This is a genomic window from Streptomyces sp. MMS24-W38 (assembly GCF_059889265.1).
The window spans coordinates 6,209,402-6,232,808 of record NZ_JCBCPP010000001.1; the positions used below are offsets into that span (position 1 = coordinate 6,209,402).

A 23,407-nucleotide genomic window follows, 5' to 3' on the forward strand; every position below is an offset into this window, starting at 1 on the left:
CGACGTGTGGTGACAATCGAGTGTGAGGGCGGCGACCTGACGATGGACGACCAGGGGAGCGGCCCCGGCCCACGCCCGGAGAGCAGGGAGAGATCCGCCGAGGCGGGCACCGCGGCACCGCTTCCGTACGAGGGTGTCTGGCGCTTCACCGCGCCCGCCGTCGACGCCTCGGTCCCGCAGGCGCGCCACGCCGTACGGGACCTGCTGCTGCGCCAGGGGGTGCCGGTCGCCGACGACGTGGTCCAGGGACTGCTGCTGATCGTCTCGGAACTGGTCACCAACGCCGTACGGCACGCGGCGCTGCTCTCCCCGACGCTCGCCGTCGAGGTCGCCGTCGGTGCCGAGTGGGTCCGGGTGTCCGTGGAGGACAACCATCCCTACCGCCCGACCGCCCTGGAGACCGACCACGGCCGCACCGGCGGCCGCGGACTGCTCCTGGTGCGCGAGATCACCCACGAGGCGGGCGGTCTGTGCGACGTGGAGCACACCGCGAGCGGCGGCAAGGTGGTCTGGGCCGCCCTGCCGCTCAAACCCGTGCGGCTCTGAAACCGGTCACCAGCCCGCCGACGGTCCCGTCAGCTCCCGGATCGCCGGGCGGGCGGCGTCCAGGACGGTCATGAACCACACCGAGAAGGTGTCCTCGGCGTGCCGCCGGGCCAGCTCGCCCGGGGTCACGAACGCCGTCGACGCCACCTCCTCCGGGTCCGCCCGCAGCGGTGCCTGCACCATGCCGACGAACAGATGGTTGTACTCCTGCTCCACCAGGCCCGAGGCCGGGTCCGGGTGGTTGTAGCGGACCGTGCCGGCCTCGGCGAGCAGGGACGGGGACAGACCCAGCTCCTCGAAGGTCCGCCGGGCCGCCGCCGCGAACGGCGCCTCACCGGGGTAGGGGTGACCGCAGCAGGTGTTGGACCACACACCGGGGGAGTGGTACTTGCCCAGCGCCCGCTGCTGGATCAGCAGCCGCCCGCGCTCGTCGAACAGGAACACCGAGAACGCCCGGTGCAACTGTCCCGGGGGCTGGTGGGCGGCCAGCTTCTCCGAGGTGCCGATCGTCACGCCCTCGTCGTCGACCAGCTCCAGCAAGATCGCCTCGGCGGTACCGCTCGACGGACTGTGCGTCGCGTTGGCAGATGTGATCGGCATACCCATCCTTCACTCGGTCTTCGCGCCCCAGTCTGCCGCACGAATCCGGCACTCCCGGCACTCCCCGGCCCGCCCGCATGTCCCGCGGACGGCGCGACCGGCCGGTGGCGCCGGCCGGACACCGGAAGGGGGCTCGGTAAGCGATCGTGCCCGGACCGGTTGCCGGAGAACCGTCCGGAGCCGCACGGCATGAGGGAAAGGGCGCCGGAACGGGGGCGAAAGGATGCGTTCCGCCGGCGCGCGGTCCCCGGCCCCACGCCCCGGGCACGCCTTCGGCGCCGCCTCAGTGGCAGAGTCGTGCCTCGTGCTCCGCGTGGCCGCGTGGCTCCAGCTGGAAGGTGCAGTGCTCCACGTCGAAGTGGTCGCCCAGACAGCTCTGGAGCTCGTGCAGCATCTTCTCGTGCCCGAGGGCGTCGAGGACCTCGGTGCTGACGACCACGTGGGCGGAGAGCACCGGCATGCCCGAGGTGATCGTCCAGGCGTGCAGGTCGTGGACGTCCTCGACGCCGTCCGTGGCCAGGATGTGCGCGCGGACCTGGGCCATGTCCACGCCCTTGGGCGCCGCCTCCAGCAGGACGTCCAATGTCTCGCGCAGCAGCTTGAAGCTGCGGGGCACGATCATCAAGGCGATCGCGAGGGAGGCGATCGGGTCGGCGGCCGCCCAGCCGGTGGCCATGACGACCAGAGCGGAGACGATCACCGCGAGCGAGCCGAGCGCGTCGGCGGCCACCTCCAGGAACGCCCCCCGCACGTTCAGGCTCTCCTTCTGCCCGTGCATCAGCAGCGCCAGCGACACCACGTTGGCGACGAGGCCGACCGCGCCGAACACCAGGGTCAGCCCGCCCTCGATACCGGCCGGTGAGACGAACCGCTGGACCGCCTCGAACAGCACATAGCCGCCCACCCCGAGCAGCAGCAGACAGTTCGCCAGGGCGGCGAGAATCTCCGCACGGGCGTATCCGAAGGTGCGGCGTTCGCTCGGCGGGCGGTTCGCGAAATGGATCGCCAGCAGGGCCATGCCGAGCCCCAGAGCGTCGGTCGCCATGTGAGCGGCGTCGGCGACGAGAGCCAGCGAGCCGGACAGCACACCGCCGACGATCTCGACGACCATGACGCCGAGCGTGATCGCCAGCGCCACCCGCAGCCTGCCGCGGTACGCCGCACTCGCCGTACCGCCGGCGGGCGCTCCGTGCGCGTGCCCGTGATCGTGTCCAGCCCCCATGGAGACCGTCCCTTCGTCGCTCGTCCCGATCACAGTGAACTACGGGTGGGGGGTATGGGGCAACGCGGCACTGAACACCGTTGTCATGTGCTCTGACCTGCGGAAACCGATCGCAGGTCAGGAGTGGTCGGGCGTTCCTCGAACCGTGCGGCGCAGCCGTCCTCCGTGATGAGGTCCACACCGGGAGCGCCGCACACGGGCGCCGGCGGGGAAAACGGACGAAGCCGCTCCATGCCGCGGCCGGCGGCCCTCTTGCGACCGGCAATGCCCCGTATTCGGCTCAATGTCCCTTCTGGGTGCGTGGTTTGTGAGTCGGTCCCGCCATCCCTGATGATGATCGCGGCAGGGACGCGAGCGGAACCACGTCGATCCAACCGTCGAACACGCGGTGAACGTGGGTTCAGGGACATCCGATAGCCTCAGCCGACATGCCGCCCGGAGGCACGTACGGGCGCCCCCACTCATGTACACGACCGGCGTGGACGCGCCGACACTCCAGGGAGTGAGATTCGGTTGCCGACCGCCATCCTCACCGGACAGCCGGTCCCCGGTTCGTCGCTCGAGACGGACCTGCGCTCCCTCGGCTTCGACGTGCGGATCGCGGCCGACACCGCCGAGGCCGAGACCCTGCTCGCCGAGGTGCCCGCAGGCCGACGGGTCGCCGTCGTCGACGCCCGCTTCGTGGGCCATGAGCACGCGCTGCGCCTCGGCCTCACCGACCCGCGCTTCCCGCTCGCCGCGATCCCCGGCGCCGTCACCGCCCAGCCGGCCGGCCGCCAGGCCCTGACCCGCGCGATGGCCCGCGAGAGCTCCGCCACCGGTGAGAGCCCGGTCGGCGGCACCACCCTCACCGGCAGTCTCGCCGACCGCGTCGTCGCGGCCCTCGAAGCCGACGGTGCTGACGGCATCGACGTGTACCGCCCCGACCTGGGCAGCCTCGTCGCCACCGTCCCCGACGACCCGCAGGCCCGCAACGAGGCCAGGCAGGCCGTCGCCGCGGTCGACGACGAGGCCGTCCGCCTGAAGTCGGCGGTCAAGGCCCGCGACGGCTTCTTCACCACCTACTGCGTCAGCCCGTACTCCCGCTATCTCGCCCGCTGGTGCGCCCGCCGCGGGCTGACCCCCAACCAGGTCACCACCGCCTCGCTGCTCACCGCGCTCATAGCGGCGGGCTGCGCCGCCAGCGGAACCCGCGGCGGCTTCGTCGCCGCCGGCGTCCTGCTGCTGGCCTCCTTCGTGCTGGACTGCACCGACGGCCAGCTCGCCCGCTACTCCCTGCAGTACTCCACCCTCGGCGCCTGGCTCGACGCCACCTTCGACCGCGCCAAGGAGTACGCCTACTACGCCGGCCTCGCCCTCGGGGCCGCCCGCGGCGGCGACGACGTATGGGCCCTCGCCCTCGGCGCGATGGTCCTGCAGACCTGCCGACACGTCGTGGACTTCTCCTTCAACGAGGCGAACACGGGGGACCCCGCCAACACCAGCCCCACCGCCGCCCTCTCCAACCGCCTCGACAGCGTCGGCTGGACGGTCTGGGTCCGCCGCATGATCGTCCTGCCGATCGGCGAGCGCTGGGCGATGCTCGCCGTCCTCACCGCCCTCACGACCCCCCGCATCACCTTCTACGCCCTGCTGATCGGCTGCGCCTTCGCGGCGACGTACACCACGGCGGGCCGTGTCCTGCGCTCGCGGAACCGCAAGGCCCGCCGTGCCGAGCGCGCGACGCGGGCCCTCGCCGACCTCGCCGACACCGGGCCGCTCGCCGAGCGCCTGGCGGCCGTGCTGAGGAACACCGCGCGGAGCCTGCCCGGCTTCACCGCCCCCGCCGTCGCCCTGCTCGGCGGCGCCGCCGTCGTCACCACGGCCGCGCTGACCGGCTTCGGCGGCCCGTGGACCGTCGCCGCCGCCTGCGTCTACGTCCTGACCTCCGCCCTCGCCGTCGCCCGTCCCCTGGGCGGCGCCCTCGACTGGCTGGTCCCCCCCTTCTTCCGCGCCGCCGAGTACGGCACGGTCCTGGCGCTCGCGGCCGACGCGGACGTGAACGGAGCGCTACCCGCGGCTTACGGACTGGTGGCCGCGGTCGCCTACCATCACTACGACACGGTCTACCGCATCCGCGGCAACGCGGGCGCGTCCCCGCCCTGGCTGGTGCGGGCGATCGGGGGGCACGAGGGCCGCACACTGGCGGTCGCCGTACTGGCGGCCCTGCTCACCGCCTCGCAGTTCACGGTCGCACTCACGGTGCTCGCCGTGGCCGTGGCCCTGCTGGTGCTCGTCGAGAGCATCCGCTTCTGGGTGGCCGCCCACCGGGGCGGCGCGCCCGCCGTACACGATGAAGGAGAACCCGCATGATCGGCCTCGTGCTGGCGGCCGGCGCCGGACGGCGTCTGCGTCCCTACACCGACACCCTGCCCAAGGCGCTGGTGCCGGTGGGGCCCGCGGGCATAGAGGGCGAACCGACGGTCCTCGACCTGACCCTCGGCAACTTCGCCGAGATCGGCCTCACCGAGGCAGCCGTCATCGTCGGCTACCGCAAGGAGGCCGTGTACGAACGCAAGGCGGCCCTGGAGCGGAAGTACGGGCTCAAGCTCACCCTCATCGACAACGACAAGGCCGAGGAATGGAACAACGCCTACTCCCTGTGGTGCGGCCGTGACGCCCTCAAGGACGGAGTGATCCTCGCCAACGGCGACACCGTGCACCCCGTCTCCGTCGAGAAGACGCTGCTCGCCGCCCGCGGCGACGGCAAGCGGATCATCCTCGCCCTCGACACGGTCAAGCAGCTCGCCGACGAGGAGATGAAGGTCGTCGCCGACCCCGAGCGGGGCATGACGAGGATCACCAAGCTGATGGACCCCGCCGAGGCCACCGGCGAGTACATCGGCGTCACCCTCATCGAGGGCGACGCCGCCCCGGAGCTGGCCGACGCGCTGAGGGCCGTGTGGGAGGCCGACCCGCAGCAGTTCTACGAGCACGGCTACCAGGAGCTCGTGAACCGCGGCTTCCGGATCGACGTGGCGCCGATCGGTGACATCGACTGGGTGGAGATCGACAACCACGACGATCTCGCCCGCGGACGGGAGATCACGTGCCAGTACTGACCCGGCTGATCCCCTCCCCGCTCGTCGTCGACATCCGCCCCGGCGCCCTCGACAGCCTGGGCTGTGTCCTCGCCGACGAGCGCATCTCGCAGTCCGGACGCCTCGCCGTCGCCGTCAGCGGCGGCTCCGGCACCGGGCTGCGCGAGCGGCTCTCCCCGTCGCTGCCCGGCGCCACCTGGTACGAGGTCGGCGGCGGCACCCTCGACGACGCGGTCCGGCTGGCCGGTGCCATAAAGGCCGGCCACTACGACGCGGTCGTCGGACTCGGCGGCGGCAAGATCATCGACTGCGCCAAGTTCGCCGCGGCACGCGTCGGCCTCCCCCTGGTCGCCGTACCGACGAACCTTGCGCACGACGGTCTCTGCTCGCCCGTCGCCACCCTCGACAACGACGCGGGACGCGGCTCCTACGGGGTGCCCAACCCGATCGCCGTCGTCATCGACCTGGACATCATCCGGGACGCCCCGGTGCGCTACGTACGCGCCGGGATCGGCGACGCCGTCTCCAACGTCTCCGCCGTCGCGGACTGGGAACTGGCGTGCAGGGTCAAGGGCGAGCGGATCGACGGACTCGCCGCGGCCATGGCCCGGCAGGCCGGCGAGTCCGTGCTGCGCCACCCCGGGGGCATCGGCGACAACGACTTCCTCCAGGTGCTCGCCGAGGCGCTGGTCCTCAGCGGCATCGCCATGTCGGTGTCCGGTGACTCGCGGCCGTCCTCCGGGGCCTGCCACGAGATCAACCACGCCTTCGACCTGCTCTTCCCCAAGCGGGCCGCCGCCCACGGGGAGCAGTGCGGACTGGGCGCGGCCTTCGCGATGTACCTGCGCGGCGCGCACGAGGAGTCGGTGTACATGGCCGAGGTGCTGCGCCGGCACGGACTGCCGGTGCTGCCCCAGGAGATCGGCTTCACGACGGAGGAGTTCGTCCGGGCCGTCGAGTTCGCCCCGGAGACCCGGCCCGGCCGCTACACGATCCTCGAGCATCTCGACCTGAAGACCGAACAGATCAAGGACGTCTACGCCGACTATGTCAAGGCCATCGGTAGCTGAACTCCGCCCGGTCGTACACCCCGCGGGGGTGAAGGACCGGCGCAGCGGTGAGCACTGGATGGGACGCCTCTACATGCGTGAGGTGTCCCTGCGGGTGGACCGCTACCTGGTGAACACCAGGGTCACGCCCAACCAGCTCACGTACCTGATGACCGTCTTCGGTGTCCTCGCGGCCCCGGCCCTGCTGGTGCCGGGGATCACGGGGGCCGTCCTCGGCGTGGTCATGGTCCAGCTGTACCTGCTGCTGGACTGCGTCGACGGCGAGGTCGCCCGTTGGAAGCAGCAGTTCTCGCTCAGCGGGGTCTACCTGGACCGGGTCGGCGCCTACCTGTGCGACGCCGCCGTCCTGGTCGGACTGGGCCTGCGCGCAGCCGACCTGTGGGGCACCGGGCGCATCGACTGGCTCTGGGCCTTCCTCGGCACTCTGGCCGCCCTCGGCGCGATCCTGGTCAAGGCCGAGACCGACCTGGTCGGCGTGGCCCGCCACCAGGGCGGGCTGCCGCCGGTCAAGGAGGCCGCCGCCGAGCCGCGCTCCTCCGGCATGGCACTGGCCCGCCGGGCCGCCGGGGCCCTGAAGTTCCACCGGCTGATCCTCGGTATCGAGGCGTCCCTGCTGATCCTGGTCCTCGCGATCGCGGACGCGGTCCAAGGCGACCTGTTCTTCACCCGGCTCGGTACCGCCGTCCTCGCCGGGATCGCCCTGCTGCAGACCGTTCTGCACCTGGTGTCCATCCTTGCCTCCAGCAGGCTGAGGTGACCGCTGTGGGCTCCTCCCTCACGGTCGGCGCGGTGATCATCACCATGGGCAACCGCCCCGACGAACTGCGCGCCCTGCTCGACTCCGTCGCCAAGCAGGAGGGCGGCCCGGTCCAGGTGGTCGTGGTGGGGAACGGCTCACCCGTCCCCGACGTGCCCGAGGGCGTGCGCACCGTCGAGCTGCCGGAGAACCTCGGCATCCCCGGCGGCCGCAACGTCGGCATCGAGGCCTTCGGACCGAACGGCCGGGACGTCGACATCCTGCTGTTCCTCGACGACGACGGCCTCCTGGCGAGCCACGACACCGCCGAGCTCTGCCGCGAGGCGTTCACGGCCGACCCGGGGCTCGGCATCATCAGCTTCCGCATCGCCGACCCGGACACCGGGGCCACCCAGCGCCGCCACGTGCCCCGGCTGCGCGCCGCCGACCCGATGCGCTCCTCCCGGGTGACGACCTTCCTCGGCGGTGCCAACGCCGTACGCACCCGGGTCTTCGCCGACGTCGGCGGGCTGCCCGACGCGTTCTTCTACGCCCATGAGGAAACCGACCTGGCCTGGCGGGCCCTCGACGCCGGCTGGATGATCGACTACCGGTCCGACATGGTGCTGTACCACCCGACCACCGCCCCCTCACGGCACGCGGTCTACCACCGCATGGTCGCCCGCAACCGGGTCTGGCTGGCCCGCCGCAATCTTCCCGCGCTCCTGGTCCCCGTCTATCTGAGCGTCTGGATGCTGCTCACGCTGGTGCGCAGGCCCTCACGCCCGGCCCTGAGGGCCTGGTTCGGCGGCTTTCGGGAGGGCTGGGCCACCCCCTGCGGGCCCCGCCGGCCCATGAAGTGGCGTACGGTGTGGCGGCTGACCCGGCTGGGCCGGCCCCCCGTCATCTGACAAGCTCATATCCGGAACCAGCCGGGAACCACGGGAGCACACCCCGAGCTCCCCGGCACGTGCCAGGCCCGCGCATCTCGAAGAGGGAAAGCTTCCACCAGTGAGTGAGACAACGCACGACGGCACGGTCGCGGTCAGCGCGCCCGTGCCGCCCGACGAGGGCCTCACGGCAGCCGAGCTCGCCGCCCGGTACGGGCTGACGGTCAGCGGCGCCCGGCCGTCGCTGCCCGAGTACGTCCGCCGGCTGTGGGCGCGCCGGCACTTCATCCTGGCCTTCTCCCGGGCGAAGCTGACCGCGCAGTACAGCCAGGCCAAACTGGGCCAGCTGTGGCAGGTGGCCACCCCGCTGCTGAACGCGGCCGTGTACTTCTTCATCTTCGGGCTGCTGCTGGGCGCCCGCCGGGGCATCCCGCACGAGATCTACGTGCCGTTCCTGGTGACCGGGGTGTTCGTGTTCACCTTCACCCAGAGTTCGGTGCTGGCCGGGGTGCGGGCCATCTCCGGCAACCTGGGGCTGGTGCGGGCGCTGCACTTCCCGCGGGCGGCGCTGCCGGTCTCCTTCGCGCTGCAGCAGCTGCAGCAGCTGCTGTTCTCGATGGTCGTCCTAATCGTGGTGGTGCTGGCGTTCGGCAGCCTGCCCGCGCTGTCCTGGCTGCTGGTGGTGCCCGCGCTGGGGCTGCAGTTCGTCTTCAACACCGGGCTGGCGCTGCTCTTCGCGCGCCTCGGCAGCCGGACGCCGGACCTGGCCCAGCTGATGCCGTTCGTGCTGCGCACCTGGATGTACGCCTCGGGGGTGATGTTCAGCCTGCCGGTGATGCTGGCCGAGAAGGACGTGCCGGGCTGGCTCGCCGACGTGCTGCAGTGGAACCCGGCCGCGGTCTACATGGACCTGGTGCGCTTCGCGCTGATCGACGGTTACGGCTCCTCGTATCTGCCGCCGCATGTGTGGGCGGTCGCGGGGGGCTGGGCGCTGCTGGCCGGGGTGATCGGTTTCGTCTACTTCTGGAAGGCCGAGGAGAGGTACGGCCGTGGCTGACGCGAACACGGACCCGCGCGTGCCCACCGTCATCGCGGACGACCTGCACATCGTCTACCGCGTCAACGGGGCCAGGGGCGGCAAGGGCAGCGCCACGGCGGCGCTGAGCCGCATGATCCGGCGGGGCAAGGACGACGCGGCACGGGGCGTGCGCACGGTGCACGCCGTGCGCGGGGTCTCCTTCGTCGCCTACCGGGGCGAGGCCATCGGCCTGATCGGCTCCAACGGCTCGGGCAAGTCGACCCTGCTGCGGGCCGTCGCCGGTCTGCTGCCCGCCGAGAAGGGCAAGGTCTACACCGGCGGCCAGCCCTCCCTGCTCGGCGTCAACGCGGCCCTGATGAACGACCTGACGGGCGAACGGAACGTCATACTGGGCGGGCTCGCCATGGGCATGTCCCGCGAGCAGATCCGGGAGCGCTACCAGGAGATCGTCGACTTCTCCGGGATCAACGAGAAGGGCGACTTCATCACCCTGCCGATGCGCACCTACTCCTCCGGCATGGCCGCCCGGCTGCGCTTCTCCATCGCCGCCTCCAAGGACCACGACGTCCTGATGATCGACGAGGCGCTGGCCACGGGCGACCGCAAGTTCCAGAAGCGCTCCGAGGCGCGCATCCGGGAACTGCGCAAGGAGGCCGGCACCGTCTTCCTGGTCAGCCACAACAACAAGTCGATCCGGGACACCTGCGACCGCGTCCTGTGGCTGGAGCGGGGCGAGCTGCGCATGGACGGGCCGACCGACGAGGTGCTCAAGGAGTACGAGAAGTTCGCCGGAAAGTAGCCTGGCACGCCGGGGTCCGCCAGGCCCCGGCGTCTGCCAAGGGAGCGTCAACTTCCGCTCCGAGTAGGAATCTTGACGCCAATCGGTGCGTTCTCGTGATGCGCGGGACACCCCGGCGGTCGGTACCGCGTTGTACAACGTAAGCTGTAGCGGTGCCTAAAGACGGCAATCAGGGCCATAATGCGCGACGCCGCCCGGCGGTCCCCTCCGCCAGAGGCGTGGGCGGCGTGTCCGAAATAGTGTGAATTGGGTCGGCAGTGTAGAACGGGAGATGTGACGGCAATGGCTACGGAGGCTCCCCTGCTGAACGCAGCATGTGCCGTCCCCGCCCAGGGCAGCCCTCGATGACGCGAACCGGCACGCCGCGCGGCGTCGACCCCGAGCGCGCCACTCTCGACAAGGCCGCCGCCGAGAACTTCCCGGTGGCGCCTTTCTTCCTGCCCAGGGCCTGGCGTGACGACCTGATGGCGGTCTACGGCTATGCCCGGCTGGTCGACGACATCGGCGACGGCGACCTGGCCCCCGGCGGAGCCGATGCCCGGCTGCTCGGTGTCGCCCCCGAACAGGCCGACGACCGGACGGTGCTGCTGGACGCGGTGGAGGCGGATCTGCACCGGGTGTTCGACGCCGTCCCGCGCCATCCCCTGCTGCGCGGGCTCCAGCCGACGGTCCGCCGCCACGCCCTGACCCCCGAACCCTTCCTGGGCCTGATCGCCGCCAACCGCCAGGACCAGATCGTCAGCCGCTACGAGACCTACGACGACCTGCTCGCCTACTGCGCGCTGTCGGCCAACCCGGTCGGCCGCCTCGTCCTCGCCGTGACCGGCACCGCGAGCCCCGAGCGGATCCGCCGTTCCGACGCCGTCTGCACCGCCCTCCAGATCGTCGAGCACCTCCAGGACGTCGCCGAGGACCTCGGCCGCGACCGCGTCTACCTGCCCGCCGCGGACATGAAGCGCTTCCACGTCCAGGAGGCGGACCTCGCCGCGCCGCACGCCGGCGCGTCGGTGCGCGCGCTGATCGCGTTCCAGGCGCGACGCGCCCGGGACCTCCTGGAGGAGGGCGAGCCCCTCGTGGCCGGCGTCCACGGCAGGCTGAAACTGCTGCTCGCGGGATTCGTGGCAGGGGGAAGGGCGGCCCTCGGCGCCATCGCCGCCGCCGAATACGACGTACTCACCAGCCCGCCCAAGCCCGGCAAGGTCCGGCTGCTGCGCGAGGTGGGCATGACGCTGCGAGGAGAGGGGTGATCCGGGCCGTGGAATCGGAAGCACACGCGTCAGCACCGGTACTCGCCGCATACCGGTACTGCGAGGCCGTCACCGGACAGCAGGCCCGCAACTTCGCCTACGGTATCCGGCTGCTGCCGACGCCCAAGCGGCGCGCGATGTCCGCGCTGTACGCGCTCTCCCGGCGTGTCGACGACATCGGCGACGGCCCGCTGGCGGACGACGTCAAGGTCGCCAGGCTCGAGGACACCCGGGCGCTGCTCACCCGGATCCGGAACGGCGCGGTCGACGAGGACGACACCGACCCGGTCGCCGTCGCCCTCGCGCACGCCGCACAGCGGTTCCCGATTCCGCTCGGCGGCCTGGACGAGCTCCTCGACGGCGTCCAGATGGACGTGCGCGGCGAGACCTACGAGACCTGGGACGACCTGAAGGTCTACTGCCGCTGCGTCGCGGGTGCCATCGGGCGCGTCTCCCTCGGCGTCTTCGGCACGGAACCCGGCGCGCGGGGCGTCGAGCGCGCCGCCGAGTACGCCGACACGCTGGGGCTCGCGCTCCAGCTCACCAACATCCTCCGGGACGTCAGGGAGGACGCCGAGGGCGGTCGCACGTACCTGCCCGCCGACGACCTCGCCAAGTTCGGCTGCGCGGCCGGGTTCAGCGGGCCGACCCCGCCGCAGGGTTCCGACTTCGCGGGCCTCGTCCACTTCGAAGTACGCAGAGCCCGCGCCCTGTTCGCCGAGGGCTACCGGCTGCTGCCCATGCTCGACCGGCGCAGCGGTGCCTGTGTCGCCGCCATGGCCGGCATCTACCGCCGCCTCCTCGACCGCATCGAGCGCGAGCCCGAGGCAGTGCTGCGCGGCCGGGTCTCCCTGCCCGGACGGGAGAAGGCCTACGTCGCGGTGCGCGGCCTCTCCGGCCTGGACACCCGCAACGCGACCCGGCGGACCGTCAGGAGGCGTGCCTGATGGACACACCGCTCCCAGTCGGCACCCCCGCCGGGAAGCGGCGGGCAACCCTCCGCCGCGACGCCGCGTCCCGTACTGAGACGGCCGTCCGCACACCGTCCGGGCCGTACGGCGGCCGGGCAGGAAAGGGCGCACCATGACCCGTGTCAACAGGCCCGAAGGTTCACCCGCCGACGATCGGGCACCGGCGGGACGGCACGCCGTCGTGATCGGCGGCGGGCTCGCCGGAGTCACCGCCGCGCTCGCGCTCGCCGACGCCGGAGTGCGCGTCAGCCTGCTCGAGGGCCGGCCGCGGCTCGGCGGGCTCGCCTTCTCCTTCCAGCGCGGCGACCTGACCGTCGACAACGGCCAGCACGTGTACCTGCGCTGCTGCACCGCCTACCGCTGGTTCCTCGACCGGATCGACGGAGCGGCCCTGGCACCGCTGCAGAATCGTCTCGACGTCCCCGTTCTCGACGCCGACCGGCCCGAGGGCCGACGGCTCGGCCGACTGCGCCGCGACGCGCTGCCCGTACCCCTGCACCTGGGGCGCAGCCTCGCCACGTACCCGCACCTCTCGCTCGCCGAGCGGGCCGGGGTGGGCCGGGCCGCACTCGCGCTCAAGGGGCTCGACCTCGCCGATCCGGCCCTCGACGACCAGGACTTCGGCAGCTGGCTGGCCGCGCACGGCCAGTCGGCGCGCGCCGTCGAGGCACTGTGGGACCTGGTCGGGGTCGCCACCCTCAACGCGGTCGCGGGCGACTCCTCCCTGGCGCTCGCCGCGATGGTGTTCAAGACCGGACTGCTGTCCGACCCGGGCGCCGCCGACATCGGCTGGGCCCATGTCCCGCTGGGTGACCTGCACGACCGGCTGGCCCGCAAGGCGCTCGACTCCGCAGGCGTCCGTACCGAGGTCCGTACCCGCGTCACCTCCGTCTCCCCGCACGGCGACGCGGGGTGGAGCGTCCGGGTTCCCGGCGAGACGCTCGAGGCGGACGCGGTCGTCCTCGCCGTACCGCAGCGCGAGGCGCACGACCTGCTGCCCGCGGGAGCGCTCGACGAGCCGGAGCGGCTGCTCCGCATCGGCACCGCGCCGATCCTCAACGTCCACGTCGTCTACGACCGCAAGGTGCTCGCCCGGCCCTTCTTCGCGGCCCTCGGCAGCCCCGTGCAGTGGGTCTTCGACCGTACCGAGGCGTCCGGCCTGCGACAGGGGCAGTACCTGGCCGTGTCGCAGTCGGTCGCGCAGAACGAGATCGACGAGCCCGTGGCCGCGCTGCGCGCACGCTATCTGCCCGAACTGGAACGGCTGCTGCCGCGCACCCGCGGCGCCGGCGTACGGGACTTCTTCGTCACCCGGGAGCGCACCGCCACGTTCGTTCCCGCACCCGGCGTCGGACGGCTCAGGCCCGGCGCCCGCACCAAGGCCCCCGGCCTGTATCTGGCCGGAGCGTGGACCGCCACCGGGTGGCCCGCGACCATGGAGGGTGCGGTCCGCAGCGGCGTCGACGCGGCGGACGCCGCGCTGGGCGCCCTGGGCCGACCCCGCCCCCGCCGCCTCTTCGCAGAGGAGGCGGCCGACCGCGGCGTTCCGGGCGCCGCCGTGCGAGGTGGGCTCCGGTGACCGCCGACGCACCCGCCGCGGCAGGCCCGCGCACCCTCGGTACCGCAACAAGAGGAGAGACTGTGCCCACTGTGCCCCCGGCCTCGAAGGCCGCTGGAAGGACCGCGGCGGACGCGCCCGCGCTCCTGGAGCGCGGCCGGACACTGGCCATGCCGGTACTGCGGGCGGCCATCGACCGCCTGGCGCCTCCCATGGACACCGTCGCCGCCTACCACTTCGGCTGGATCGACGCCGACGGCCGGCCCGCCGACGGCGACGGGGGCAAGGCCGTACGACCCGCGCTCGCCGTGCTGTCCGCCGAGGTCACCGGTGCCGCCCCCGAGGTCGGCATCCCCGGCGCGGTCGCCGTCGAGCTCGTGCACAACTTCTCCCTGCTGCACGACGACCTGATGGACGGCGACGAACAGCGCAGGCACCGCGACACCGTCTGGAAGGTGCACGGCCCCGCCCAGGCCATCCTGGTCGGCGACGCCCTGTTCGCCCTCGCCTACGACGTGCTGCTGGAACTCGGCACCGTCGAGGCCGCCCGGGCCGCCCGCCGGCTGACCACCGCCAGCCGCTCCCTCATCGACGGCCAGGCGCAGGACATCTCCTACGAGCACCGCGAACGGGTCGGCGTCGAGGAGTGCCTGGAGATGGAGGGCAACAAGACCGGCGCCCTGCTGGCCTGCGCCAGCTCCGTCGGGGCCGTCCTCGGCGGTGCCGACCAGCACACCGCCGACACCCTGGAGACCTACGGCTACCACCTCGGCCTGGCGTTCCAGGCCGTCGACGACCTGCTCGGCATCTGGGGCGACCCGGCTGCCACCGGCAAGCAGACCTGGAGCGACCTGCGGCAGCGCAAGAAGTCCCTCCCGGTCGTGGCGGCGCTCGCCGCGGGCGGCTCCGCCTCCGAACAGCTCGCCCACATCCTCGCCGCCGACGCCGAGAGCAGCGACTTCGCGAACTTCTCCGAGGAGGAGTTCGCGGCCCGCGCGGCCCTCATCGAGCAGGCCGGCGGACGGGAGTGGACCGCCGAGGAAGCACGTCGTCAGCACACCACCGCCATCGAAGCCCTCGACGCCGTCGACATGCCCGACCGAGTACGGGACCAGTTCACGGCGCTCGCGGACTTCGTCGTCGTACGAAAGAGATGATCATCATCGGTCGAATAGCCCTCGCGTAGTCGCCGGCCGGTGTGACGAGGAGTACGGCACCGGCCGACGGCGGACCCACAGCAGACGCACACATTGCAGGACTGCACGAAGGGGAAGCCATGACAGCGACGACCGACGGAAGCACCGGGGCGGCCCTGCCGTCCCGAGTGACCGCGGCCAGCGAAAACGACACCGACATCCCCGTGGCGGCCGGGGCACCCGACATCGCCGCCGGCGCCATGCGGCGCGCCACCGAGTTCCTGCTGTCCCGCCAGGACGACCAGGGCTGGTGGAAGGGAGACCTCGAGACCAACGTCACGATGGACGCCGAGGACCTGCTGCTGCGTCAGTTCCTCGGCATTCTCGACGAGAAGACCACCCGTGCCGCCGCCCTGTTCATCCGGGGCGAGCAGCGCGAGGACGGCACCTGGGCCACCTTCCACGAAGGCCCCGGCGAACTCTCCACCACCATCGAGGCGTACGTCGCCCTCCGGCTGGCCGGTGACCCACCGGACGCCCCGCACATGGCGCGGGCCTCCGCCTGGGTCCGCGCGCACGGCGGGGTCGCCGCCTCCCGGGTCTTCACCCGGATCTGGCTGGCCCTGTTCGGCTGGTGGAAGTGGGAGGACCTGCCGGAGCTCCCGCCCGAGCTGATCTGGTTCCCGTCCTGGGTGCCGCTCAACATCTACGACTTCGGCTGCTGGGCACGGCAGACCATCGTCCCGCTGACGATCGTCTCCGCCAAGCGGCCGGTACGGCCCGCCCCGTTCCCGCTGGACGAACTGCACACCGACCCGGCCCGCCCCAACCCTCCCGTACCGCTCGCTCCGGCGACCAGTTGGGACGGCGCCTTCCAGCGGCTGGACAAGGGCCTGCACGCGTTGCGCAGGGCCGTCCCGCGCGGGCTGCGCAGGGCGGCGATGCACACCGCGGCCCGCTGGATCATCGAGCGGCAGGAGAACGACGGCTGCTGGGGCGGCATCCAGCCGCCCGCCGTGTACTCGGTCATCGCCCTGCACCTGCTCGGCTACGACCTGAACCACCCCGTGATGCGCGCGGGACTCCAGTCCCTGGACCGGTTCGCCGTGTGGCGCGAGGACGGTGCCCGGATGATCGAGGCCTGCCAGTCCCCGGTGTGGGACACCTGTCTCGCCACCATCGCCCTGGCCGACGCCGGTCTGCCCGCCGACCACCCGCAACTGGTCAGGGCCGCCGACTGGATGCTCGGCGAACAGGTCGTCAGACCCGGTGACTGGTCCGTCCGCAGGCCCGGACTGCCGCCCGGTGGCTGGGCGTTCGAGTTCCACAACGACAACTACCCCGACATCGACGACACCGCCGAGGTGGTCCTCGCACTCCGCCGGGTCAAGCACCACGATCCGGAGCGGGTCGACAACGCCATCGGCCGCGGAGTGCGCTGGAACCTCGGCATGCAGTCCCGCAACGGTGCCTGGGGCGCTTTCGACGTCGACAACACCAGCTCGTTCCCCAACCGGCTGCCGTTCTGCGACTTCGGCGAGGTCATCGACCCGCCGTCGGCCGATGTCACCGCCCACGTCGTGGAGATGCTCGCCGTCGAGGGACTCGCCCACGACCCGCGCACCCGGCGCGGCATCCGGTGGCTGCTCGCCGAACAGGAGCCGGACGGCTCGTGGTTCGGCCGCTGGGGCGTCAACTACCTCTACGGCACCGGATCCGTGGTGCCCGCGCTGGTCGCCGCCGGGCTCCCCGGCTCGCACCCGGCGATCCGGCGGGCCGTCGTCTGGCTGGAGTCGGTCCAGAACGACGACGGCGGCTGGGGCGAGGACCTGCGCTCCTACCGGCACGCCCGTGAGTGGAGCGGCCGGGGCGCCTCGACCGCGTCGCAGACGGGGTGGGCGCTGATGGCCCTGCTGGCGGCAGGCGAGAAGGAGTCCGGGGCCGTCGAACGCGGCATCGCGTGGCTGGCCGCCACCCAGCGGGAGGACGGCTCCTGGGACGAGCCCTACTTCACCGGCACCGGTTTCCCCTGGGACTTCTCCATCAACTACCACCTCTACCGGCAGGTCTTCCCGCTCACCGCGCTCGGCCGGTACGTGAACGGGGAACCGTTCGCCGGGAAGCCCGCTGCGGCGCAGCCGGGCGCGGACACGGCGAGCGCGGGCGCACCGGATGCTTCGGGCGTCGGCATGTCGCACCCCGGAGCGTCGGACGCCGGCGCCTCGGGTCCCGGACCGGAGCAGCGGCTCGCCGAGGCGAAGGGCAGCTGATGAGCGCCCGGCCGGCCCCGGCCCCGCTGCTGATCGCCTGCGCGCTCGGCATCGAGCAGCTCGCCCTGCACAGGCGGGTGCGGGCAGGGGCCGCCGGGCCGGTCACCGTCCTGCGCACAGGCATGGGGCCGGAGGCGGCCGAGCGCTCGGTCACCCGGATGCTCGCCGAACGGGTGCTGCGTGACGCGGCCGTGCTGGCCACCGGCTTCTGCGCGGGGCTGGCCCCCGGGATGCACCCCGGCGACCTGGTGGTCGCCGAGGAGACCCGGGACCCGCGCGGCAGCGTCCCCTGCGACGGCACCGAACTGCTGGTGAAGGAACTGGCCCGGGTCGCCCCGGGGCGCACCGTCCACACCGGTCCGCTCACCGGTTCCGAGCACGTCGTCCGCGGGCACGAACGGTCCGAGCTGCTCGCCACCGGCGCGATCGCCGTGGACATGGAGTCCGCGGCCACGCTCCTGAGCGCCGTCCGGGTGGGTGCGCGCCCTGTTGCGGCCGTCCGGGTGGTCGTGGACGCTCCTGAACATGAACTGGTCCGGATCGGCACGGTGCGCGGTGGAATATCGGCTTTCCGCGTTCTTCGTTCCGTTCTTCCCGCGTATCTCGAATGGCACCGTTCCTTGCTGCTCCCCAGGAGGTGAGCCAGATGGCCATGCCACTGCGGCAGTCCATCAAGGTCGCTACGTACTTGGCCGAACAGAAGCTCCGCAGGCGCGAGAAGTTTCCGCTCATCGTCGAGCTGGAACCGCTCTTCGCCTGCAATCTCGCGTGCGAGGGCTGTGGGAAGATCCAGCACCCGGCCGGGGTGCTCAAGCAGCGCATGCCGGTCGCCCAGGCCGTGGGCGCGGTGCTGGAGTCCGGTGCGCCGATGGTGTCGATCGCCGGCGGTGAACCACTGATGCACCCTCAGATCGACGAGATCACACGCCAGTTGGTGGCCAGGAGGAAGTACGTGTTCCTGTGCACCAACGCCATGCTGCTGCGCAAGAAGATGGACAAGTTCACGCCGTCGCCCTACTTCGCGTTCGCCGTGCACATCGACGGGCTGCGCGAGCGGCACGACGAGTCCGTCGCGAAGGAGGGCGTGTTCGACGAGGCCGTGGCCGCCATCAAGGAGGCCAAGCGGCGCGGCTTCCGGGTCACCACCAACTCGACCTTCTTCAACACCGACACCCCGCAGACCGTCGTCGAGGTGCTCAACTACCTCAACGACGACCTCAAGGTCGACGAGATGATGATCTCGCCCGCCTACGCCTACGAGAAGGCCCCCGACCAGGAGCACTTCCTGGGTGTGGAGCAGACCCGGGAACTGTTCAGGAAGGCCTTCGCCGGCGGCAACCGGCGCCGCTGGCGGCTGAACCACTCCCCGCTGTTCCTGGACTTCCTCGAGGGCAGGGTCGACTTCCCGTGCACCGCGTGGGCGATCCCGAACTACTCGATCTTCGGCTGGCAGCGCCCCTGCTATCTGATGAGCGACGGCTATGTGCCGACGTACCGGGAGCTGATCGAGGAGACCGACTGGGACAAGTACGGCCGCGGCAAGGACCCGCGCTGCGCCAACTGCATGGCGCACTGCGGATACGAACCCACCGCCGTCCTCGCCACCATGGGGTCGCTCAAGGAGTCCCTGCGCGCCATGCGCGACACGGTCTCGGGAAACAGGGAGTGAGGCCATGACCGCCGTATCGCTCGGAATGCCCGAGGCGCCCGCGCCGTTGCTCGCCGAGCGGCGTGCGTCGCGGCGGATCCAGGTGGGGTCGGTGGCGGTGGGCGGGGACGCGCCGGTGTCGGTGCAGTCGATGACCACCACGCGCACCTCCGACATCGGCGCGACGCTGCAGCAGATCGCCGAGCTGACCGCGTCGGGCTGCCAGATCGTGCGGGTGGCCTGCCCCACCCAGGACGACGCGGACGCGCTGGCGGTCATCGCCCGCAAGTCGCAGATCCCGGTGATCGCGGACATCCACTTCCAGCCCAAGTACGTGTTCGCGGCCATCGAGGCGGGCTGTGCCGCGGTGCGGGTGAACCCGGGCAACATCAAGCAGTTCGACGACAAGGTCAAGGAGATCGCGCAGGCGGCGGGCGAGCACGGTACGCCGATCCGGATCGGGGTCAACGCCGGGTCGCTGGACCGGCGGCTGCTGCAGAAGTACGGGAAGGCCACCCCGGAGGCGCTGGTGGAGTCGGCGCTGTGGGAGGCGTCGCTGTTCGAGGAGCACGGTTTTCGGGACATCAAGATCTCGGTGAAGCACAACGATCCGGTGGTGATGGTGGAGGCCTACCGGCAGCTGGCGGCGCGGTGCGACTATCCGCTGCACCTGGGGGTGACCGAGGCGGGTCCGGCGTTCCAGGGCACGATCAAGTCGGCGGTGGCCTTCGGGGCGCTGCTGTCCGAGGGCATCGGTGACACCATCCGGGTCTCGCTGTCGGCGCCGCCGGCCGAGGAGGTCAAGGTGGGGCTGCAGATCCTGGAGTCGCTGAATCTGCGGCAGCGGGGTCTGGAGATCGTCTCGTGTCCGTCGTGCGGGCGGGCGCAGGTGGATGTGTACAAGCTGGCGGACGAGGTGACCGCGGGGCTGGAGGGGATGGAGGTGCCGCTGCGGGTGGCGGTGATGGGCTGTGTGGTGAACGGTCCGGGGGAGGCGCGGGAGGCCGATCTCGGGGTGGCCTCGGGCAACGGCAAGGGGCAGATCTTCGTGAAGGGCGAGGTCATCAAGACCGTTCCGGAGTCGAAGATCGTGGAGACGCTGATCGAGGAGGCCATGAAGATCGCCGAGCAGATGGAGAAGGACGGCGTCGCGTCGGGGGAGCCGGCCGTCACCGTGAGCTGAACAGCACGGAACCGAAGGGGGCCCGAGCGTGACGATTCTGGAGAGCATCCGGCAACCACGTGACCTGAAGGCGCTGTCCGAGGCGGAACTCGGTGAACTGTCCGAAGAGATCAGGGAGTTCCTGGTGCACGCGGTCGCCAGGACCGGAGGGCACCTCGGGCCCAACCTGGGTGTGGTGGAACTCACCGTCGCCCTGCACCGGGTCTTCGAGTCACCCGTCGACCGCATCCTGTGGGACACGGGCCATCAGAGTTACGTCCACAAGCTGCTGACGGGGCGTCAGGACTTCTCCAAGCTGCGCGGCAAGGGAGGTCTGTCGGGCTATCCCTCGCGCGAGGAGTCCGAGCACGACGTCGTCGAGAACAGCCACGCCTCCACGGCCCTCGGCTGGGCCGACGGACTGGCCAAGGCCCGCCGGATGCAGGGGGAGAAGGGGCATGTCGTCGCCGTGATCGGCGACGGCGCCCTGACCGGCGGCATGGCCTGGGAGGCGCTGAACAACATCGCCGCCGCCAAGGACCGCCCGCTGATCATCGTCGTCAACGACAACGAACGTTCCTACGCCCCGACCATCGGCGGCCTCGCGAACCACCTTGCGGCCCTTCGCACCACCGACGGCTACGAGCAGGTGCTGGCCTGGGGCAAACACGTACTCCAGCACACCCCGTTGATCGGCGGCACCGTCTACGAGGCGCTGCACGGCGCGAAAAAGGGCTTCAAGGACGCCTTCGCCCCCCAGGGCCTCTTCGAGGACCTGGGCCTGAAGTACGTCGGCCCCATCGACGGGCACGACGTCAAGGCCGTGGAGTCCGCCCTGCGCCGCGCCAAACGCTTCCACGGGCCCGTCCTGGTCCACTGCCTCACCGAGAAGGGCCGCGGTTACGAACCCGCCGTCGCCCACGAGGAGGACCACTTCCACACCGTCGGCGTGATGGACCCTCTCACCTGTGCGCCGCTCGCACCGGTCGGCGCGCCCTCCTGGACCTCGGTCTTCGGTGAGGAGATCGTCCGTGTCGGGGAGGAACGCGAGGACGTGGTGGCGATCACCGCCGCCATGCTGCATCCGGTGGGCCTGGGCGCCTTCGCCGAACGGTTCCCGGACCGGGTGTGGGACGTCGGCATCGCCGAGCAGCACGCCGCCGTGTCCGCGGCGGGACTGGCGACCGGCGGCCTGCACCCGGTCGTCGCCGTCTACGCCACCTTCCTCAACCGCGCCTTCGACCAGCTGCTGATGGATGTGGCGCTGCACCGCTGCGGGGTCACCTTCGTCCTGGACCGGGCCGGTGTCACCGGCGCCGACGGGCCCTCGCACAACGGCATGTGGGACATGTCGATCCTCCAGGTCGTCCCCGGCCTGCGGATCGCCGCACCGCGCGACGCGGACCAGTTGCGCGTCCAGTTGCGGGAGGCGGTCGCCGTCGACGACGCGCCGACGCTGCTGCGGTTCCCCAAGGAGGCCGTGGGACCGGCGATCCCGGCGCTCGAACGGGTCGGCGGCATGGACGTCCTGCACCGTGCCGGCGCTCCCGAGGTGCTGCTGGTGGCGGTCGGGGTGATGGCGTCCGTCTGTCTTCAGGCCGCCGAACTGCTCGAAGCCCGCGGCATCCGCTGCACCGTGGTCGACCCCCGCTGGGTCAAGCCCGTCGACCCGGCGCTGGTCGGGCTGGCCGCCGAGCACCGTCTCGTGGCCGTCGTCGAGGACAACAGCCGCGCGGCGGGCGTGGGTTCGGCCGTGGCCCTGGTGCTGGGCGACGCCGATGTCGACGTACCGGTACGGCGGTTCGGCATCCCGGAGCAGTTCCTCGCGCACGCCAAACGAGGCGAGGTGCTGGCCGACATCGGCCTGACGCCCGTCGAGATCGCCGGCCGGATCAGCGCGAGCCTGACCGCCGGGGACGAGTCGCCGAAGCAACCACAGGACCGACAGGAGTCACCGCAATGACCATCGCGGAGTCCGCGGCGAAGTCTTCGCGGGCCGGGGAGTTCGACCTCGGCGCGCTGCTGGCCGAACGCGGAGCCGAGCGCTACGAGCTGCACACCCGGCACCTCAACCACCAGCTCCCGCGCATGCTGCACACCATCGGCTTCGACAAGGTCTACGAACGAGCCGAGGGCGCCCATTTCTGGGACGCGGACGGCAACGACCACCTGGACATGCTCGCCGGATTCGGGGTGATGGGCCTGGGGCGCCACCACCCCGTGGTCCGCAAGGCGCTGCACGACGTCCTCGACGCCTCGCTCGCCGACCTCACCCGCTTCGACTGCCAGCCGCTGCCCGGTCTGCTGGCCGAGCGACTGCTCGCGCACAGCCCGCACCTGGACCGGGTGTTCTTCGGCAACAGCGGAACGGAGGCGGTCGAGGGCGCCCTGAAGTTCGCCCGCTACGTGACCGGCAGACCGCGCGTCCTGTACTGCGAGCACGCCTTCCACGGGCTGACCACCGGCTCCCTGTCCGTCAACGGCGAGTCCGGCTTCCGCGACGGCTTCGCCCCGCTGCTGCCCGACACCGCGGTACCGCTCGGCGATCTGGACGCGCTGGAGCGGGAGTTGGCCAAGGGCGATGTCGCCGCCCTCATCGTGGAGCCGATCCAGGGCAAGGGAGTGCACGAGGCCCCGCCCGGCTATCTGCGCGCCGCGCAGGAACTGCTGCACCGGCACAAGGCGCTGCTGATCGCCGACGAGGTGCAGACCGGACTCGGGCGGACCGGCGACTTCTACGCCTACCAGCACGAGGAGGGGGTCGAGCCGGACTTGGTGTGCGTGGCCAAGGCGCTCTCCGGCGGCTATGTGCCGGTGGGGGCCACGCTCGGCAAGGACTGGATCTTCCGCAAGGTCTACTCGTCGATGGACCGGGTGCTGGTCCACTCGGCCAGCTTCGGGGCCAACGCCCAGGCGATGGCCGCGGGCCTCGCGGTCCTGTCGGTCCTGGAGAACGAGCGCATCGTCGCGCACGTCCGGGCCACCGGGGAGCTGCTGCGGTCCCGGCTCGCGGCACTGACCGAGAAGTACGAACTGCTGACCGACGTCCGCGGCCGGGGCCTGATGATCGGCATCGAGTTCGGCAGGCCGCGGTCGCTCAAGCTGCGCGGCCGCTGGGCCGCGCTGCAGGCAGCGCGCAAGGGACTCTTCGCGCAGATGGTGGTCGTACCGCTGCTGCGGCGGCACAGGATCCTCACCCAGGTCTCCGGTGACCACATGGAGGTGATCAAACTGATTCCGCCGTTGATCATCGACGAGCGGGACGTGGACCGGTTCGTGGAGGCCTTCACGGCGGTGATGGACGACGCCCACGACGGTGGTCTGGTGTGGGAGTTCGGCAGGACCCTGATGAAGCAGGCGGTCGTCGGCCGGTGAGACACTGACCCCGTCCGGCCGTGATGCCTGCCAGGCGGTGACACCCACCCCGTTTTGC

The 23,407-nt window shown here is 71.6% G+C and carries 21 protein-coding genes; 19 read left to right on the forward strand and 2 right to left on the reverse strand.

The annotated features are described in order from the left end of the window. Positions 1-42 precede the first annotated feature (42 nt). On the forward strand, positions 43-546 hold the full coding sequence (locus AC6F7H_RS27225) for an ATP-binding protein (protein ID WP_500762072.1): 504 nt from the start codon (positions 43-45) through the stop codon (positions 544-546). A gap of 6 nt (positions 547-552) precedes the next feature. Here the strand turns inward: AC6F7H_RS27225 and idi are convergent, their stop codons facing one another. Then, a complete protein-coding gene (gene idi / locus AC6F7H_RS27230; RefSeq protein WP_500759716.1) occupies positions 553-1,146 on the reverse strand; it encodes an isopentenyl-diphosphate Delta-isomerase in 594 nt (197 codons plus the stop codon). Positions 1,147-1,429: 283 nt separating this feature from the next. Then, a complete protein-coding gene (locus tag AC6F7H_RS27235; RefSeq protein WP_500759717.1) occupies positions 1,430-2,368 on the reverse strand; it encodes a cation diffusion facilitator family transporter in 939 nt (312 codons plus the stop codon). A gap of 513 nt (positions 2,369-2,881) precedes the next feature. On the opposite strand from AC6F7H_RS27235, the gene AC6F7H_RS27240 reads away from it, so the two are divergent. The 18 genes from AC6F7H_RS27240 to AC6F7H_RS27325 all read left to right on the forward strand — a co-directional run bounded on the left by AC6F7H_RS27240 (position 2,882) and on the right by AC6F7H_RS27325 (position 23,349). Further along, complete coding sequence (locus AC6F7H_RS27240; protein ID WP_500759719.1) at positions 2,882-4,720, forward strand: DUF5941 domain-containing protein; 1,839 nt, start codon at positions 2,882-2,884, stop codon at positions 4,718-4,720. Then, positions 4,717-5,469 carry a phosphocholine cytidylyltransferase family protein gene (locus AC6F7H_RS27245; protein WP_500759720.1) on the forward strand — a complete coding sequence of 251 codons (753 nt, stop codon included), beginning with the start codon at positions 4,717-4,719 and terminating at the stop codon, positions 5,467-5,469. The genes AC6F7H_RS27240 and AC6F7H_RS27245 overlap by 4 nt, the downstream gene beginning before the upstream one ends. Continuing rightward, on the forward strand, positions 5,457-6,518 hold the full coding sequence (locus AC6F7H_RS27250; RefSeq protein WP_500759721.1) for an iron-containing alcohol dehydrogenase family protein: 1,062 nt from the start codon (positions 5,457-5,459) through the stop codon (positions 6,516-6,518). The genes AC6F7H_RS27245 and AC6F7H_RS27250 overlap by 13 nt, the downstream gene beginning before the upstream one ends. Then, complete coding sequence (locus AC6F7H_RS27255; RefSeq protein ID WP_500759722.1) at positions 6,496-7,275, forward strand: CDP-alcohol phosphatidyltransferase family protein; 780 nt, start codon at positions 6,496-6,498, stop codon at positions 7,273-7,275. The genes AC6F7H_RS27250 and AC6F7H_RS27255 overlap by 23 nt, the downstream gene beginning before the upstream one ends. A 44-nt stretch (positions 7,276-7,319) precedes the next feature. Continuing rightward, on the forward strand, positions 7,320-8,165 hold the full coding sequence (locus AC6F7H_RS27260; protein WP_500762074.1) for a glycosyltransferase family 2 protein: 846 nt from the start codon (positions 7,320-7,322) through the stop codon (positions 8,163-8,165). A gap of 100 nt (positions 8,166-8,265) precedes the next feature. Further along, positions 8,266-9,201 carry an ABC transporter permease gene (locus AC6F7H_RS27265; protein WP_500759724.1) on the forward strand — a complete coding sequence of 312 codons (936 nt, stop codon included), beginning with the start codon at positions 8,266-8,268 and terminating at the stop codon, positions 9,199-9,201. After that, on the forward strand, positions 9,194-9,982 hold the full coding sequence (locus tag AC6F7H_RS27270; protein ID WP_500759725.1) for an ABC transporter ATP-binding protein: 789 nt from the start codon (positions 9,194-9,196) through the stop codon (positions 9,980-9,982). The genes AC6F7H_RS27265 and AC6F7H_RS27270 overlap by 8 nt, the downstream gene beginning before the upstream one ends. 344 nt (positions 9,983-10,326) lie before the next feature. Beyond that, entirely contained in the window at positions 10,327-11,229 is a 903-nt protein-coding gene (gene hpnC, locus AC6F7H_RS27275) for a squalene synthase HpnC (RefSeq protein WP_500759727.1), read from the forward strand. Continuing rightward, on the forward strand, positions 11,226-12,176 hold the full coding sequence (hpnD, locus tag AC6F7H_RS27280) for a presqualene diphosphate synthase HpnD (RefSeq protein ID WP_500759728.1): 951 nt from the start codon (positions 11,226-11,228) through the stop codon (positions 12,174-12,176). Before hpnC ends, hpnD begins: the two co-directional genes overlap by 4 nt. Then, on the forward strand, positions 12,176-12,316 hold the full coding sequence (locus AC6F7H_RS27285) for a DUF6380 family protein (protein WP_500759729.1): 141 nt from the start codon (positions 12,176-12,178) through the stop codon (positions 12,314-12,316). Before hpnD ends, AC6F7H_RS27285 begins: the two co-directional genes overlap by 1 nt. Next, entirely contained in the window at positions 12,313-13,779 is a 1,467-nt protein-coding gene (gene hpnE, locus AC6F7H_RS27290) for a hydroxysqualene dehydroxylase HpnE (protein WP_500759730.1), read from the forward strand. The genes AC6F7H_RS27285 and hpnE overlap by 4 nt, the downstream gene beginning before the upstream one ends. A gap of 71 nt (positions 13,780-13,850) precedes the next feature. Beyond that, complete coding sequence (locus AC6F7H_RS27295; RefSeq protein WP_500762076.1) at positions 13,851-14,915, forward strand: polyprenyl synthetase family protein; 1,065 nt, start codon at positions 13,851-13,853, stop codon at positions 14,913-14,915. Positions 14,916-15,034: 119 nt separating this feature from the next. Then, positions 15,035-17,164, forward strand: coding sequence for a squalene--hopene cyclase (gene shc / locus AC6F7H_RS27300; protein WP_500759731.1), 2,130 nt, complete (start codon positions 15,035-15,037; stop codon positions 17,162-17,164). After that, complete coding sequence (locus tag AC6F7H_RS27305) at positions 17,164-17,805, forward strand: phosphorylase family protein (RefSeq protein ID WP_500759732.1); 642 nt, start codon at positions 17,164-17,166, stop codon at positions 17,803-17,805. Before shc ends, AC6F7H_RS27305 begins: the two co-directional genes overlap by 1 nt. A 5-nt stretch (positions 17,806-17,810) precedes the next feature. Further along, a complete protein-coding gene (gene hpnH, locus AC6F7H_RS27310; RefSeq protein ID WP_500759734.1) occupies positions 17,811-18,833 on the forward strand; it encodes an adenosyl-hopene transferase HpnH in 1,023 nt (340 codons plus the stop codon). 4 nt (positions 18,834-18,837) lie between these two features. Beyond that, positions 18,838-19,995 (forward strand): flavodoxin-dependent (E)-4-hydroxy-3-methylbut-2-enyl-diphosphate synthase, encoded by a 1,158-nt coding sequence (gene ispG / locus AC6F7H_RS27315; protein WP_500759735.1) that lies wholly within the window; start codon positions 18,838-18,840, stop codon positions 19,993-19,995. Positions 19,996-20,023: 28 nt separating this feature from the next. Continuing rightward, positions 20,024-21,937 (forward strand): 1-deoxy-D-xylulose-5-phosphate synthase, encoded by a 1,914-nt coding sequence (dxs, locus tag AC6F7H_RS27320; protein WP_500759736.1) that lies wholly within the window; start codon positions 20,024-20,026, stop codon positions 21,935-21,937. Next, positions 21,934-23,349, forward strand: a complete 1,416-nt coding sequence (locus AC6F7H_RS27325) for an aspartate aminotransferase family protein (RefSeq protein WP_500759738.1) — start codon at positions 21,934-21,936, stop codon at positions 23,347-23,349. Before dxs ends, AC6F7H_RS27325 begins: the two co-directional genes overlap by 4 nt. Positions 23,350-23,407 lie beyond the last annotated feature (58 nt).

Bases quoted from the DNA above. Each gene is read 5' to 3' on its own strand.
- AC6F7H_RS27225 (WP_500762072.1), top strand. From the start codon at position 43: ATGGACGACCAGGGGAGCGGCCCCGGCCCACGCCCGGAGAGCAGGGAG.
- idi (WP_500759716.1), bottom strand. From the start codon at position 1,146: ATGCCGATCACATCTGCCAACGCGACGCACAGTCCGTCGAGCGGTACC.
- AC6F7H_RS27235 (WP_500759717.1), bottom strand. From the start codon at position 2,368: ATGGGGGCTGGACACGATCACGGGCACGCGCACGGAGCGCCCGCCGGC.
- AC6F7H_RS27245 (WP_500759720.1), top strand. From the start codon at position 4,717: ATGATCGGCCTCGTGCTGGCGGCCGGCGCCGGACGGCGTCTGCGTCCC.
- AC6F7H_RS27255 (WP_500759722.1), top strand. From the start codon at position 6,496: ATGTCAAGGCCATCGGTAGCTGAACTCCGCCCGGTCGTACACCCCGCG.
- AC6F7H_RS27260 (WP_500762074.1), top strand. From the start codon at position 7,320: ATGGGCAACCGCCCCGACGAACTGCGCGCCCTGCTCGACTCCGTCGCC.
- hpnC (WP_500759727.1), top strand. From the start codon at position 10,327: ATGACGCGAACCGGCACGCCGCGCGGCGTCGACCCCGAGCGCGCCACT.
- AC6F7H_RS27285 (WP_500759729.1), top strand. From the start codon at position 12,176: ATGGACACACCGCTCCCAGTCGGCACCCCCGCCGGGAAGCGGCGGGCA.
- hpnE (WP_500759730.1), top strand. From the start codon at position 12,313: ATGACCCGTGTCAACAGGCCCGAAGGTTCACCCGCCGACGATCGGGCA.
- shc (WP_500759731.1), top strand. From the start codon at position 15,035: ATGACAGCGACGACCGACGGAAGCACCGGGGCGGCCCTGCCGTCCCGA.
- AC6F7H_RS27305 (WP_500759732.1), top strand. From the start codon at position 17,164: ATGAGCGCCCGGCCGGCCCCGGCCCCGCTGCTGATCGCCTGCGCGCTC.
- hpnH (WP_500759734.1), top strand. From the start codon at position 17,811: ATGGCCATGCCACTGCGGCAGTCCATCAAGGTCGCTACGTACTTGGCC.
- ispG (WP_500759735.1), top strand. From the start codon at position 18,838: ATGACCGCCGTATCGCTCGGAATGCCCGAGGCGCCCGCGCCGTTGCTC.
- AC6F7H_RS27325 (WP_500759738.1), top strand. From the start codon at position 21,934: ATGACCATCGCGGAGTCCGCGGCGAAGTCTTCGCGGGCCGGGGAGTTC.